The organism is Larkinella sp. VNQ87 (assembly GCF_049445795.1).
Lineage (GTDB): Bacteria > Bacteroidota > Bacteroidia > Cytophagales > Spirosomataceae > Larkinella.
In genome coordinates this window covers 334,945-347,982 of the sequence record NZ_JBMSDT010000002.1, presented here as the reverse complement: position 1 = coordinate 347,982, position 13,038 = coordinate 334,945, and the positions used below count along the sequence as shown (strand labels likewise).

15 protein-coding genes are annotated in these 13,038 nt (G+C 53.2%); 9 read left to right on the top strand and 6 right to left on the bottom strand.

What is annotated here, in order from left to right; all coding sequences use genetic code 11:
* Nucleotides 1-214: 214 nt before the first annotated feature.
* The 4 genes from ACO2Q8_RS04060 to ACO2Q8_RS04045 all read left to right on the top strand — a co-directional run bounded on the left by ACO2Q8_RS04060 (nucleotide 215) and on the right by ACO2Q8_RS04045 (nucleotide 3,404).
* Nucleotides 215-508 carry a hypothetical protein gene (locus ACO2Q8_RS04060; RefSeq protein ID WP_423343502.1) on the top strand — a complete coding sequence of 98 codons (294 nt, stop codon included), beginning with the start codon at nucleotides 215-217 and terminating at the stop codon, nucleotides 506-508.
* A gap of 207 nt (nucleotides 509-715) precedes the next feature.
* Complete coding sequence (locus tag ACO2Q8_RS04055; protein WP_423343501.1) at nucleotides 716-931, top strand: hypothetical protein; 216 nt, start codon at nucleotides 716-718, stop codon at nucleotides 929-931.
* A 127-nt stretch (nucleotides 932-1,058) separates the two neighbouring features.
* Entirely contained in the window at nucleotides 1,059-1,454 is a 396-nt protein-coding gene (locus ACO2Q8_RS04050; RefSeq protein ID WP_423343500.1) for a hypothetical protein, read from the top strand.
* Between the two features lie 24 nt (nucleotides 1,455-1,478).
* Nucleotides 1,479-3,404: a tape measure protein gene (locus ACO2Q8_RS04045; protein WP_423343499.1), complete on the top strand. Its 1,926-nt coding sequence runs from the start codon at nucleotides 1,479-1,481 to the stop codon at nucleotides 3,402-3,404.
* A gap of 48 nt (nucleotides 3,405-3,452) precedes the next feature.
* On the opposite strand, the gene ACO2Q8_RS04040 is transcribed toward ACO2Q8_RS04045, so the two are convergent.
* Nucleotides 3,453-3,659 (bottom strand): hypothetical protein, encoded by a 207-nt coding sequence (locus ACO2Q8_RS04040; RefSeq protein ID WP_423343498.1) that lies wholly within the window; start codon nucleotides 3,657-3,659, stop codon nucleotides 3,453-3,455.
* Nucleotides 3,660-3,785: 126 nt separating this feature from the next.
* On the opposite strand from ACO2Q8_RS04040, the gene ACO2Q8_RS04035 reads away from it, so the two are divergent.
* The 3 genes from ACO2Q8_RS04035 to ACO2Q8_RS04025 all read left to right on the top strand — a co-directional run bounded on the left by ACO2Q8_RS04035 (nucleotide 3,786) and on the right by ACO2Q8_RS04025 (nucleotide 5,917).
* A complete protein-coding gene (locus ACO2Q8_RS04035) occupies nucleotides 3,786-4,463 on the top strand; it encodes a hypothetical protein (RefSeq protein WP_423343497.1) in 678 nt (225 codons plus the stop codon).
* A 186-nt stretch (nucleotides 4,464-4,649) separates the two neighbouring features.
* Entirely contained in the window at nucleotides 4,650-5,684 is a 1,035-nt protein-coding gene (gene hemE / locus ACO2Q8_RS04030; RefSeq protein ID WP_423343496.1) for a uroporphyrinogen decarboxylase, read from the top strand.
* Complete coding sequence (locus ACO2Q8_RS04025) at nucleotides 5,681-5,917, top strand: hypothetical protein (protein WP_423343495.1); 237 nt, start codon at nucleotides 5,681-5,683, stop codon at nucleotides 5,915-5,917. The genes hemE and ACO2Q8_RS04025 overlap by 4 nt, the downstream gene beginning before the upstream one ends.
* A gap of 8 nt (nucleotides 5,918-5,925) precedes the next feature.
* Here the strand turns inward: ACO2Q8_RS04025 and ACO2Q8_RS04020 are convergent, their stop codons facing one another.
* Genes ACO2Q8_RS04020 through ACO2Q8_RS04000 form a run of 5 tightly spaced genes read right to left on the bottom strand, consistent with a single transcriptional unit; the run spans nucleotide 5,926 to nucleotide 9,673 of the window.
* On the bottom strand, nucleotides 5,926-6,369 hold the full coding sequence (locus ACO2Q8_RS04020) for a GNAT family N-acetyltransferase (protein ID WP_423343494.1): 444 nt from the start codon (nucleotides 6,367-6,369) through the stop codon (nucleotides 5,926-5,928).
* On the bottom strand, nucleotides 6,366-7,373 hold the full coding sequence (locus ACO2Q8_RS04015; protein ID WP_423343493.1) for a bifunctional heptose 7-phosphate kinase/heptose 1-phosphate adenyltransferase: 1,008 nt from the start codon (nucleotides 7,371-7,373) through the stop codon (nucleotides 6,366-6,368). The genes ACO2Q8_RS04020 and ACO2Q8_RS04015 overlap by 4 nt, the downstream gene beginning before the upstream one ends.
* Before the next feature lie 32 nt (nucleotides 7,374-7,405).
* A complete protein-coding gene (locus tag ACO2Q8_RS04010; RefSeq protein ID WP_423343492.1) occupies nucleotides 7,406-8,062 on the bottom strand; it encodes an SGNH/GDSL hydrolase family protein in 657 nt (218 codons plus the stop codon).
* 32 nt (nucleotides 8,063-8,094) lie between these two features.
* Entirely contained in the window at nucleotides 8,095-8,364 is a 270-nt protein-coding gene (locus ACO2Q8_RS04005) for a hypothetical protein (protein WP_423343491.1), read from the bottom strand.
* A 22-nt stretch (nucleotides 8,365-8,386) separates the two neighbouring features.
* Nucleotides 8,387-9,673 (bottom strand): UDP-N-acetylmuramoyl-tripeptide--D-alanyl-D-alanine ligase, encoded by a 1,287-nt coding sequence (locus ACO2Q8_RS04000; protein ID WP_423343490.1) that lies wholly within the window; start codon nucleotides 9,671-9,673, stop codon nucleotides 8,387-8,389.
* A 98-nt stretch (nucleotides 9,674-9,771) separates the two neighbouring features.
* On the opposite strand from ACO2Q8_RS04000, the gene ACO2Q8_RS03995 reads away from it, so the two are divergent.
* Both ACO2Q8_RS03995 and ACO2Q8_RS03990 read left to right on the top strand, forming a co-directional pair.
* Entirely contained in the window at nucleotides 9,772-12,045 is a 2,274-nt protein-coding gene (locus ACO2Q8_RS03995; protein ID WP_423343489.1) for a T9SS type A sorting domain-containing protein, read from the top strand.
* 49 nt (nucleotides 12,046-12,094) lie between these two features.
* Nucleotides 12,095-13,024 (top strand): D-2-hydroxyacid dehydrogenase, encoded by a 930-nt coding sequence (locus ACO2Q8_RS03990; protein WP_423343488.1) that lies wholly within the window; start codon nucleotides 12,095-12,097, stop codon nucleotides 13,022-13,024.
* Nucleotides 13,025-13,038: the final 14 nt, after the last annotated feature.

Genomic DNA, 13,038 nt, shown 5'->3' with positions numbered 1-13,038 from the left:
TGCAATTTCGAAAACCCCAGATATGCCCGGAATTAACAGTCGGCCCCATCCTGCTGAGTGAAGCCCGGCACAATCTCTTACGTAAACTTGAACGGGCGACTCGTTCCCGATCTGCCATCCAGGTTGTCACGCAAGAGGAAATACACGGGCTAACCCGGCGCTCAGAACTTTACCGGATTTTAGAAGTCATTCACCCTTTAAATCGTTTAAACTGATGGTACGCTACGAAAAAGACACGTTAATTATTGAGATTCCGCACTGTGACCCCGAAGGAGTTCATTTCCGTTTGCTGTCGGCTCTGCTGAGCATAACCACGCACCTATGTGACAAGCCTGTTGCGGATGATTACATCCTGCACTCTCTGGCTACACTCTCGCATCATATCGGTGAGCCGCTGAGTCGGCCCAGCCAGAGCATTGAGAAGGCGCTACGGGAGTCTTACGAAGATGATCAGCGGATAAGCCATCAGCCATTTGGTGCAAGTCAGATGAATGAAAGTGTCGCTTAATTGGAATGCTCAACTACCCACAAAAGCAGGATAACTTCCTGCTTTTTGTTTTTATTCGAGTGTTTATTCCTGCATTTTAGTGATATTCGTAATGGGCAGTCGCTCCTAATCGTTATGTATACGACTGTTGATGAACTCACAAGGCGGTACTTTCAGCGATTTTAAAGCGGCCAAATCGCCCCCGGCAATTAACCCACCGTACCCCATATGTCACTTGATTCTACCCGTTCGGCTAGGCGCGATTCTCGTAACCAAAAGATTCGTCAACGGTATGCCGCCCTGTATGCCAAAGGACAACGCTCCGAAGTTGTCGTTCGAAATCTTTCTCAGGAATTCTTTTTGAGTGAGGGCACCATCCTGGCGATTGTCTTTCAATGGGGGCATTACCGGGGGGAAGAACCGGCTATGGATAGTAGTGGATAGCGGGAGCGTGTTTAAATGCCGTTTAAGTTCGTCCAGGATCGACGCAAATGTCAAAAGGCGACAAAGGTATCGGCAGTAGGTTTTTATTTCTCACATCGCCCATTTTTCAAACTTAACTTCTACTGACGTGATAACCCAACACAAAGAACAGCTTCGTAAACTCTTTCAGCGTTCCCCAGTCTGGGCCATACCGGCTACGGTCAATTCCATTGAGGGTAATACCTGCACTGTTACTTTTCTGAATTCGACCCTGACGGTTTCAGGTGTATCAATATACCCAGACAGCCCTCAGGATGAAACCGGCACCTTCTCGGCACTTCCTGCCATTGGCTCTTTTGTCACCGTAACAGCTTTGGCGGGAAAACTGGATGAACTGTTTTTAGGGGGTATCATGGCTTTTACTTCGCTGAGTTTAGGCAAAAACTTTCAACTCCATAAGGATGGTAGCGACCTGTATTTAATTCATCCGGACGGAAGGCGCGTTAGCCTGATAATCGAGCAGCTTAATCAGTTGTTTTTATAAATACTTATAAACCATCGTAACTGTATGTTCAATTATAGTTTCACCTTCCAAATCTTTGACCGGGTATCACCGGTGCTGATGCGAATCAGTCAGCAGTACAGCGGAACCGTCTCCCTGATGGACCGGCTCACTACGCGGTTTCAATCGGGCTTTAGCCGGGTAGCCCAAACGGTTGAGCAGTTAAAACGAAAAATGGGGTTTGCCAAAGAAGGGCAATCCATTGATTCGCTCCGGCAGAAACTCGACGCCCTGACGAAAAAGCGTGACCTGATGGTGGGAACTTCTGAGATTCGCCGGGCCAACCGCGAAATTGATCTACTTGAACGGCGCATGGATCGAATGCAGCGGTTGGGCCGAAGTAGCGGTTCGGGCGGGGGCGGCTCCGGTGGTTTGTTTAGCGGCCTGAAAGGGATGCTGATGGGCGGGGCACTCATTGCCGGGATTGGGCAGTTTGCCAAGGCCGGGATGGACCGCGAGCAAACCCAAATGGCTTTTCAGCAGATACTCAAAACCCCGGAAGCCACCAAACAGGTATTTGATCAGCTTAACAAGTTTGCCGACAAAACCCCCTACACCAATGAGCAGGTGTACGGCGCGGGCCGTTCCTTGCTGGTAGCGGGTCTAACGAAAGACCAGATGATGCCCAAAATGAATACGCTGGGCAACGTAGCTGCCGGGGTGCAAACCGATTTCGGGGAACTGGTGGACATATACGGCAAAAGCAAGCAAAAGGGCTTTGCCGATACGAGTGACATTTGGCAGTACACTGACCGGAAGATACCTATTCTTGCTGCCCTGCAAAAAGTAACCGGTAAAGACAATGCCACCATTTTAAAAATGGCCGAACAGCGGAAAATCACCTCGGACTTGATTGACAAGGCATTTGAAGCGATGGGCGGCAAAGGGGGGCAGTACGACGGAATGCTCGAAACGCTCTCGAACTCAGCCGGGGGCAAACTCTCGACCTTCCTGGGTACGATGAGCAACAAAATTGCGGAATGGTCGGCCACTCAGAACAGCAAACTAGGGAGCCTGTTTGACTTCGGAACCCAACTGATTACCAACCTAGGCCCGGTGGAGGAAGCCTTTGGGCGGCTCATCGATGCGTTTAATCCGCTGTGGGAATCGTTTCGGGGACTGCTGGAAATGTTGGGATTGGTCGGTAAAGAAGGCAGCGCGGCAAGTCTGGTGATCGATGTGCTGGCCGGAACGCTGAACGCCCTGGCTTACGTGGTGTCGGCTCTGACAACTCCTTTTGGACAAATTTTGCTCGCCCTGGCGGGTGTATTCAAAGTTATCATGCTTGTGCAAACCGGTCTAACCATCCTTCGGACTGCGGGCATCACCTCGCTAATGACAGCCATGAAAGCCTTGTGGGGCGTGATGCTTGCAAACCCGATTACGGCCATTCTGATTGGTATAACAGCGTTGGCCGTGGGCGTCAAATGGGCGTATGATAATTTGGACTGGTTCCGCTATGGCCTGATCCGGGTTTGGGAGGTCGGCAAGTCGGTTTTTGGTAGCCTGGGCAAAGCCTGGGATGCTTTCAAAAAAGGCGACTTTAGAGGGGTCGGCAAAGCCTTTGCCAACGGCTGGAATGAAGGGCTTGAGAATGCCGAAAAAGCCATTGCCGCCGACAAATTGGCCCGACAACTCGAAGCCCAGCAAGGCAAGGGCAAGAAAAAGGTGTCAACGCCTGGCTTATCCGCCAACGGCACCGCACCCGGCGCGGGTGTCAGTCCGGCGAAAGACCTGGACAAGGCGGCTGGCGTGTCGGCAACCGTGGGCGGCTCCAAATCCACGACCATCACCATCAATGTGAATAAGCTGATTGAAAAATCAGAAATCCACGTCAATCACTTTAAGGAGGGCATCAACGAACTGGAAGAAACAATCCAGGATGCCATTTTACGTGCCCTGAATAGTGCCAACTCTGTTGCGACGCCGTAACAATTTGTTGTAGGAGTCAGGCCGAATAAGGTTATTCGGCCTGACTCCTTACTCTGATTGCTCGGACTGCATCCGATCCTGAATGGATTGGTTCCAGCTTCTTTCGTCTGGCGTCAATTCATGAGCATGCGGATGTTCAAGATTCCAGGATAAGAATGCCATTTCCTTTCCTTCAATGGGATTTCCGTCAGAATCAGCATAGGGATTTAATTGATCTGCTGCTGGTGTCATTTGAGTAGCTGAGCCGTTTCGCATACGTTTGAAGTCTCTTTAATTTACGACTTTTGGACCAACAGTGCAGAAAATTAACAAGGAAATTGTATTTGTTTGTTAAATAATGGGTGTACATGGTTGATGTTCCAAGTTTTCACTGATTGAAATATGAAGCCCGAGTTTATACTAACCTCTCATCAAATTTCCACGCTAGATGAATTATTAAAAGCTTATTACGACAATCGAGAGGATGTGGGTGAGCTAATATTCGAGCCCCTATTGTATAGATTGACAAAATCTTACGATAGTGCAGAGCTATACAAAAATACGCTAACCCATGATGGACACCTAGAGTTGACCCTTTCTGAATATGATAGGAGTCCTTGTCACCACGGACACATAACCCAAAGTGGAATCTCTTTTTATGAATCAGGAGGGTATCTTGCCCAGTCAAAGGCGCAACGCCAATTGCAGGAACAAGAGCAGGCTTTTCGACTAAGAGAAATTAATGCAGCCGAAGATAGTGCCAAGGCAGCGATACGAAGTGCCAATAGTGCCGACCAAAGTGCGAAGAGTGCGAGAAAAGCAAATCGATTATCGTTTTCATCCGTGCTAGTGGCTATGTCGGCCTTCGTGTTGTCAATATTCCAGTATATTGATAATCGAGGGCAAAATGAAGAAATTAGCTCCTTACGTGATAGCAAAAGGGTGCTCACATCGAAAGTTAGACAACTCAATTCGCAATTGATAGAAGATAAAATGAATCTAATCAGATTAAAGTCTCGATTTGATTCATTGTCTAAACGGGCGAATACTGGGCTTAAATCGAATTACCCTTCGAAATAATTTTCAATGTGAAAGAGAGGGGCGTATAATCAAAGTGCAATTTGGGCTGTGTGTAATTCTTAATATTTCGTTTTACACTTTTTAATAATTGGTTCTGTCACTCATAAGTCCGTGAGTTGCGAGTTACTCAATGAGGTTGCTAAAACTCACGGACTGAAGTCCGTGGGTACGTTGTATATTTGCGGCATGATTTTACAAAATGACCTTTTCCTGCGGGCGGCCCGGGGCGAGAACGTGGAGCGCGTTCCCGTCTGGCTGATGCGGCAGGCTGGCCGGATTCTGGCCGAATACCGGGCGGTTCGCGAAAAAGCCGGGAGTTTTATCAAGCTGGCAACGACGCCCGAACTGGCCGCCGAAGTTACCATTCAACCCGTTGACATTCTGGGCGTTGATGCCGCCATCATCTTCTCGGATATTCTGGTCGTTCCCGAAGCGATGGGGCTGCCGTACGAGATGATCGAGCAGCGCGGGCCGGTTTTCCCAGAAACCGTCCGGACGGCCGAACAACTCGAACGCATTCGGATTGCCGACGCCGAAAGCGACCTGGCTTACGTGCTGGAAGCCATCAAAATCGTGAAGAAAGAGTTGAATAACCGGGTGCCGCTGATTGGTTTCGCCGGTGCGCCGTTCACGATTTTTTGCTACATGACCGAAGGACGCGGCTCCAAAACGTTCTCGGTGGCGAAAAAACTGCTCTACGCCGATCCGGCGTTTTCGCACGCTTTATTGCAGAAAATAACCGACAGCACCATCGAATACCTGAAAGCCCAAGTGCGGGCCGGGGCCGATCTGGTGCAGATTTTCGATTCCTGGGCCGGAATTCTGTCGCCTGACCAATACCGCACGTTTTCGCTGCCGTACATCAAACAAATCTGCGACGCGGTGTCGGAAGCGACGGGCGTTCCGGTGACGGTTTTTGCCAAAGGGGCCTTTTTTGCCCGGCAGGAAATCGGGCAGTTGAGCTGCTCGGTGGTGGGGCTCGACTGGAACATGGACGCGGCCGAATCCCGGCGGTTGATTCCGAACAAAACCTTGCAGGGCAACCTCGATCCCTGTGTGCTGTACGCCGATTACGGCCAGATCAAAGCAGAGGTTCGGAAAATGCTCGACGCCTTTGGTACGCAGCGGTACATTGCCAACCTCGGCCACGGCGTTTACCCCGACACCGACCCCGAGAAGGTGAAGTACTTCATCCAGACCGTCAAAGAATTCACGGCATGAGCGAGTCGACCAAAAAAGTAGAAGCGGTTTTCAACCGGCATTCGGAAGCCGAAGTGGCGTATTTCGACACTGCCGAAGCCGCCATTGCGTTTCTGGATCAGGGATTGAAAGACAAGGAAATTCAGCCCATTGCCGTCATTGCCAACTACAAGGTGGTGCGTCGGTATCAGAACAACCGGGGCAAGAACTACACCGACGATTACATCAAGGAAACCCGGCAGAAAGCGTTGTAACCCAGTTTTTACCGCCGAATAGCGTCATCGTCGTATTTTTCCATGATGGTTTCCGGTTTGCTGAGCTCCGTAAAACCAAACTGGCGGTACAGTCCGTGGGCGTCGCGGGTGGCGAGCAACCAGCGACGGATCACCTGAAGGTCGGGGTGGCTCAGGATGGTTGCCATGAGCCACTTAGACAAGCCCTGCCCCCGGTACTCTTCCAAAACGAAGACGTTGCCGAGGTACGCAAAGGAGGTGTAGTTGGTCAGCACCTGTGCGTACCCGATCTGGTTTTCGCCCTCGTACAGCCCGAAGTGCAGCGTGGAATGCTCCATCTGCTTTTTTAGGGTTTCGCGGCTGATGCCGGTGGCCCAGTACGAGCGGTTGGCCAGAAAATCATAGATTACGTCGAACTGGAGCCGCGACGGATCGGTCGAAATCATGAACTTTCCCTGCTGAATGTCAGTCATATTCCTAAATTTTCCTTCAAGGCTTCCACTTTGAGCCGCTGTTTATCAATCGGAACTACGCCCAGCGACTCGCAGACCAGCCCACCCGCCAGGTTCGACAGCCCGGCAATGAGTCGGGGCGACAAACCGAGGGCGACGCAACAGGCGGCTACACTGATGACGGTATCACCCGCGCCCGAAACGTCGGAAATCTGACGAATATGGGCCGGAAACCGGTGCGTTTCACCCTGAAAATCAATCAAAACGCCCCGTTCCGAGAGGGTGATCAACGCCCCCCGAATGTGCAGGCGGTTTTTCAATTCGTCAATGGCCGATTGCAATTCATCCGGTTTTGTTACGTCAAAATCGATCTTCAGGCCTTCTTTCAGTTCTTTCAGATTGGGCTTGAACAGCGTTGTGTGGTGGTACGCCAGAAAATTGCGCTTTTTCGGATCGACTACCGTCGGCACGCCCTGCTGGTTGGCAAATTCGGTGATGACCGCAATGGCTTCCGGGCTCAGCACGCCTTTGTCATAATCCTGAAAAATAACGACCTGACAACTCGGAATTAGTTGTTTTGCTTTCTCGATCAGGAGGTTACGCTCGGTTACGGTAATGGCTTTGTCGGTTTCGGTATCCACCCGGACCACCTGCTGCGATCCGGCCATGATGCGCTCTTTGATGGTCGTAATGCGCGCATCGCTCCGGATCAGGCCGTCGCAGTTGAGCCCGCGTTCGGTGAGTTGGCCGACCAGCCGGTCGCCGGGTTCGTCGGTGCCGATCACCGAGCAGACGATGGCTTCGGCACCGAGCGATTGCACGTTCAGAATCACGTTGCCGGCCCCGCCCAGGCGCAGTTCCCGGCGCTGCACGGTCACGACCGGCACCGGCGCTTCCGGCGAAATCCGGTCGACGCGGCCCCAGACGTAGGAGTCGAGCATGACATCACCGATAATCAGCACCCGCAGCGTGTTGAAGGCTTCAAAAATCTTTTCCAGGGAGGGGGTATTGACCGGTTGGGTCATCGTGTAACGTGGGTGTTAGTGGGTTAAACCGCTCATTTCAACAACGGTTTTAGCTGGGCGGTCCAGATTTCATACCCTTTTGGGTTCATGTGCAGGCTGTCGGCCCGGAACAGTTCGCCCCGAATCTGGCCATTAGCGTCGAGCATCGGTGTGTAAACGTCGAGGTACTGCGTCCGGCGTTGCGTGGCTAAATAGTCTTTAATCAGGCGGTTAGCCTCTATCGTAATGGGCAGATACTTCCGGCGCGACGGGCTGGGTTTCATCGAGATAAACACCACCGGCGTTTTCGGCAATGCTTTCCGGATCGTCGTAAACAAGGTGACAAACCGGTCGTAGACTTCCTGCGCCGTGACTTTTCCGCTGGCCACGTCGTTTTCGCCCGCGTAGATCACGATCTGTTTCGGTTTATACGGAATGATTATCCGGTCAGTAAACCGGATCACGTCGGGCAGGGAAGAACCGCCGAAGCCCCGGTTCAGCACGGTTTTGTCCGGGAAATCGGATTGTAGTGTTTCCCAAAGACGGATCGACGAGCTGCCCGTAAACAGAATCGGTTTTTTGGGGGGCGGAGTCGTCCGGTCCTGCTGTTCGAAGGCCTGAATTTCGTTTTCAAACGGAGCAGCTTGCTGGGCCACCGCAACGAAGCGAATGGAGCCGATTAGGAGAAATAGGAAAAAGAGTTTTTTCATTAGATCGGGTTTATAAAACGGACAAGAAGATATCAGTCAACCACTCGAATAGCTCCATCTTCCACGTCCTTAATTTTGGTACGAATCTCGGCTAGTGCCGTATTGACAGATTGCCACTCGATGAAATCCTCCCACTGACCAACGATTTCGTGCTCCTGCTTTTGCAATTGCTTTTCAAAATCGCTGAAATCGACGCCATACTTTGCCTGAAACTGTCTCGTGCGTTCCAGAAGTTCGCGCTGTTCGGACAGCAGGCTTAGTAAAAGCCACTGCCCAACTGCTTTTTTACTAACTAATTGCATAGCTTTTCGCAAGTAAAGGGTACTACAAAAACTGCACAACCGACTCCAGGCCCATGCCCCGGGAGCCCTTGATCAGGATCGTTGTGTTGTCGAACGGGTGGTCCATGATCCAGTTGTGTAACGAAAATTTGTCCGGAAAATAATACGCTTTCGGCAACGCGGCCAAGGCATACCGCATGTCCTGACCGGCCAGAATGACGGTATCAAAACCGCCCTGCGCCACCAGTTCGCCCAGGGCCGCGTGTTCGGCGGGACTTTCGTCGCCGAGTTCGTACATATCGCCCAGAATGACCACCTTGCGGGGCGCGTCGAGCTTCATGAGGTTTTGAACGGCGGCCGCCATCGAACTCGGGTTGGCGTTGTAGGCATCCATCAGGATGGTGTTGGTGCCCTTCTGAATGAGCTGGGAGCGGTTGTTGGTCGGGTTGTAAGTGGCTATGGCTTCGTTGGCCACCTCGGCCGGAACGCCGAAAAACTTCCCGATGCAGAGTGCGGCCGCGATGTTGTCGAAATTGTAGCGGCCGGGCAAATGCGTCGTCACCACCTGCCCGGCTTCGTCTTTGAACACCACCGTCGGGCTGTCGCTGAGGATGTCGTACTGGTCGGTGAGTTGGTAAAAAACCGCTTCGCGAAACAGCCGCTCCTTGTACATCTCCATCAACACCGTGCTCTGGGCGTTGACGAAAACCGTTCCGCCCGTCTGGGCCAGAAAATCGAACAGTTCGCCCTTGCCTTTCCGAACGCCCGCGAGGCCCCCGAACCCTTCGAGGTGCGCTTTCCCGATGTTCGTGATCATGCCGTGGGTGGGTTGGGCAATCGAACTCAGCAACCGGATTTCGCCCTGGTGATTGGCCCCCATCTCGACCACGGCCATCTCATACTGCTCGTCGATCGCCAGCAGCGTCAGCGGAACGCCGATGTGGTTGTTCAGATTGCCCTGCGTCGCGTAAGTTTTGTATTTTTTCGACAGGACGCTGTAAATCAGCTCTTTGGTAGTCGTCTTGCCGTTCGAGCCCGTCAGCCCAATGACCGGGATGCCCAGCATCCGGCGGTGGTGCCGCGCCAGTTCCTGCAAAGCCGTCAGCCCATCTTCGACCAGCAAAAACCGGCTGTCGTTAGCCAGATCCGGGTTGTCGACCACGGCGTAGCGTGCGCCTTTCTCCAGGGCCTCACTGGCGAATAAATTACCGTTGAACTTTTCGCCTTTGAGCGCGATGTACAGACAGCCTTCTGTAATTTTACGGGTATCGGTCGACACGCCCATGCATTCGTGGAAGCGGTCGTATAAGTCAGGAATGGAAATAACCATTTTCCGGCAGGTAGTAAACCAACGTTAGGAATCTGTTCGTTATCAGGTAACCACCCGGTCGGTTGACTTGTTCCGGGCGGTTTAGGAGCCAAAGGTACATGAAAAAGCTGTTTACGATACTTTGTTTGCTGATTCTTCATAGCGTACGGGCCCAAACCGGCAACGGGCCGTTCTCGTTCCGATACGATGCGGGTGCGAGCGTTAAGGTAGCGGGCCGGACCCTGGCCAACCCCTGGGCGGGCGGCCTGAACGGGGCACAATATTCGACCATTCACCTCAATGCCGATGCGGTTTTGGATTTGGTCGTCTACGAGCGGCAGACGAATCGGGTGATGACTTTTCTGGCTGAAAAACAGGTCGATGGAAGCTCAGTCTGGCGGTATGCGCCCCAGTATGAAGAGCAATTCCCAGCCATTACGTTCGGCACCTGGATGCTGCTGGTCGATTACGACCACGATGGTAAAAAAGACCTCTTCACCCACGCCAATGGCGGGTTACGGATTCTGCAAAATACTTCTTCCAACGGTAAACTGTCCTGGAAAACCATCGCTGACCCGGTTTACCACGAAGGCTTGTCGGGCACCCTGAACCTCTACATCAACTCGGTCGACATTCCGGCTATTCTGGACGTGGACGACGACGGCGATATTGATATCATCACCTACGACATCATTGGTGGCACATCGAATTTGTACCAGAACATGAGCGTGGAGCGGAAAAATGACCCCAATGGGCTGGATTTCAAGCGCATCGGTTTTTGCTGGGGTAGCTTCAAAAGCGACGATGATTGCGACGAATTTTTGTTTGGACTGGACTGTGTCTACGTCGGCAACGGGACCGAAACCGGGAGCACGCCATCGGGTGCGCGGGTGAAGCACAACGGCAATTCGATGCTGGTGCTGGACCTCGACGGCGACGGCAAAAAAGACCTGCTGACGGCCCACGTCACCTGCCCGAACCTGTCGATGCTGACCAACGTGGGTGGCAACGGGGCCACCTCCCGGTTTACGACCTTCACCAGCCGGTTTCCGGCCTCGACGCCCGTTTCGTTCAATGTTTTTCCCGCCGTTTACTGGGAAGATCTTGATTTTGATGGCGTTAAGGATCTGGTCGCTTCGCCCAACGTCTACGGGAACGAAGGCAATCTGATCGACTACCAGTCGTCGAACTGGTGGTACCGCAACGCCGGAACGAACCAGCGGCCCAATTTTCAGTACATGAGCAAAGGGTTTTTGCAGGAAGACATGATCGATTTCGGGGAAACGGCCAGCCCGGTTTTGGTCGATCTCGATGGTGACGGCGACCTGGATTTGCTGGTGGGCAATGCCGGGTTGCGGGGGGATCGGGGCTACCGGGCCAGCATCGCGCATTTCGAAAATGTGGGCACCCGAATCAAACCAGCCTTTGAACTGAGGACGACGGATTACCTGAAATTGTCGGAGCAATTCCAGTTGACCGAACTGAAACCGGCCATCGCCGACATCGACGGCAACGGGAGTCTCGATCTGGTTTTTACCGGCAATTCCATCAACCGCGCTCCGGAAATCCGGTATGTGCTGAACCAGGCCCCGCGCGGAGCGGCTTTTCAACTGGATGCCACGAAAGTGCAGCAAATTCCGACGCCCGATCGGTTGGGTACGACCGACCTGCCGACCTGGTACGATGTGGATCGCGACGGAAAAACCGATCTGCTGCTCGGAAAAAATGCGGGAACAGTGGAATACCATCGCAATACCGGCACCAGCACCGCGCCCAAATTCGACTTGCAGCAGCAGAATTACGGACAAATTACCGTGCAGCCCGGCGGGAACAGTCCATCGATTTTGATTGTGGATTTAAACGGCGACCTGCGTCCGGAAGTACTGACCGGCACCCGCGACGGGGTGCTCAAGCTGTACGAGCTACCCAGTCAGCCCGGCGATAAAATGACGCTGCTCGATTCGATGCTGGTAATCAACGAACTGACCCAGGAAGCTGACAAAAGCATTCCGGGCGGGAGCCTGGCCCTGACGGCCGCCGACCTCGACGGCGACGGACTGGCCGACGTGTTGGCCGGGACCAGTTCGGGCGGGGTTCGGCACCTGCGCAATACGTCGGAAAAGGTCATCATCACGGGGCCGGTGGGTGAGGAGCCGACGCAGCCCTGGGTGTTTCCGAGCCCGACCGACCGGTTTTTGCGGGTCAATTCGCCGAACAATGGCGTCGTTCAGGTGTTCAATCTGCACGGTCAGCCCGTGACGGGGTTGCGGACGGTAAAGGCCGATACCGAAACCGTGGTCGATCTGGGTACGCTGCCGGTTGGGGTGTATGTGGTCCGGTTGCTGCGCGACGGGCAGCCGGTTCGGCACCAGAAAATCGTATTATCGAAATAAAAACCGGGGTTTGTTTACTTTTGCCGGACCGGCCTTTAATCCCTCTGGTATGCTTGTATTCGTAAACACACCCCTGACTGATTCGCACAAAGCCTATTTCCGCCAGCAACTCCCGGCGGATTTTGAGGTGATTTTCAAAAAAGATTTGCCCGAAACCGAACAACCGGTTGCTTTCCGACGCGCCGACTTCGTCCTGGGAAACCCGCCCGTCGCCTGGTTTGCGGAGGGCAATAGCCTGAAATGGTGGCAGTTGGACTCAGCCGGTTTTGATGCGTACAAAACGGTTTCGGTTAACGCGCCGGTCACGAACATGGGCGACTACTTTGCCTGGCCCTGTGCCGAAACCATTGTGGCCGGTATCCTGGCGTTTTACCGCGACATTCATGAACTGGCGGTTTTGCAAACGCAGAAAAAGTGGGTGGGCGTGCCGGTGCGGTTCAAGCTGGATTTGCTCAAAAACAAGAACGTGATCATCCTGGGTTCGGGCACCATCGGGCAGGCCGTGCGCGAAATGCTGACCGGTTTTCGGTGTCATGTCCGGTTTCTGGCCCGGACCAATCCCGACGCTGAACTGCACACGCCGGAGGAACTGAAAACCGCCTTACCCGAAACCGATCTGGTGGTCAATTGCCTGCCGGGAACAGCCAAAAGCTTTTTTTCGGCCGAACTCATCGACGCCATGAAACCGGGAAGCTTGTACGCTAACATCGGCCGGGGCAGTACCACTGACGAAAACGCGCTCATCCACGCGCTGCAACGCGGTCACCTGGCCGGGGCGGTGCTGGATGTCACGGAAACCGAGCCGCTCCCGACCGACAGTCCGCTTTGGGACATACCCAATGTGATTCTGACGCAACATACCGGGGGTGGGCAAATGACCGAAGATCAGGGGAAAATAGACCTGTTTCTCCAGAACCTGAAGCGGTTTCAAAACGGCGAACCGCTGCTGAATCCGGTGGATCTGGCCAAAGGATATTGAAGAAAGGGGCCTCT

What these genes read in the sequence shown, in the direction of transcription:
- ACO2Q8_RS04060 (WP_423343502.1), top strand. Translation starts at nt 215, where the DNA reads ATGGTACGCTACGAAAAAGACACGTTAATTATTGAGATTCCGCACTGT.
- hemE (WP_423343496.1), top strand. Translation starts at nt 4,650, where the DNA reads ATGATTTTACAAAATGACCTTTTCCTGCGGGCGGCCCGGGGCGAGAAC.
- ACO2Q8_RS03990 (WP_423343488.1), top strand. Translation starts at nt 12,095, where the DNA reads ATGCTTGTATTCGTAAACACACCCCTGACTGATTCGCACAAAGCCTAT.
- ACO2Q8_RS04015 (WP_423343493.1), bottom strand. Translation starts at nt 7,373, where the DNA reads ATGACCCAACCGGTCAATACCCCCTCCCTGGAAAAGATTTTTGAAGCC.
- ACO2Q8_RS04055 (WP_423343501.1), top strand. Translation starts at nt 716, where the DNA reads ATGTCACTTGATTCTACCCGTTCGGCTAGGCGCGATTCTCGTAACCAA.
- ACO2Q8_RS04010 (WP_423343492.1), bottom strand. Translation starts at nt 8,062, where the DNA reads ATGAAAAAACTCTTTTTCCTATTTCTCCTAATCGGCTCCATTCGCTTC.
- ACO2Q8_RS04035 (WP_423343497.1), top strand. Translation starts at nt 3,786, where the DNA reads ATGAAGCCCGAGTTTATACTAACCTCTCATCAAATTTCCACGCTAGAT.
- ACO2Q8_RS03995 (WP_423343489.1), top strand. Translation starts at nt 9,772, where the DNA reads ATGAAAAAGCTGTTTACGATACTTTGTTTGCTGATTCTTCATAGCGTA.
- ACO2Q8_RS04025 (WP_423343495.1), top strand. Translation starts at nt 5,681, where the DNA reads ATGAGCGAGTCGACCAAAAAAGTAGAAGCGGTTTTCAACCGGCATTCG.
- ACO2Q8_RS04045 (WP_423343499.1), top strand. Translation starts at nt 1,479, where the DNA reads ATGTTCAATTATAGTTTCACCTTCCAAATCTTTGACCGGGTATCACCG.
- ACO2Q8_RS04040 (WP_423343498.1), bottom strand. Translation starts at nt 3,659, where the DNA reads ATGCGAAACGGCTCAGCTACTCAAATGACACCAGCAGCAGATCAATTA.
- ACO2Q8_RS04020 (WP_423343494.1), bottom strand. Translation starts at nt 6,369, where the DNA reads ATGACTGACATTCAGCAGGGAAAGTTCATGATTTCGACCGATCCGTCG.
- ACO2Q8_RS04005 (WP_423343491.1), bottom strand. Translation starts at nt 8,364, where the DNA reads ATGCAATTAGTTAGTAAAAAAGCAGTTGGGCAGTGGCTTTTACTAAGC.
- ACO2Q8_RS04000 (WP_423343490.1), bottom strand. Translation starts at nt 9,673, where the DNA reads ATGGTTATTTCCATTCCTGACTTATACGACCGCTTCCACGAATGCATG.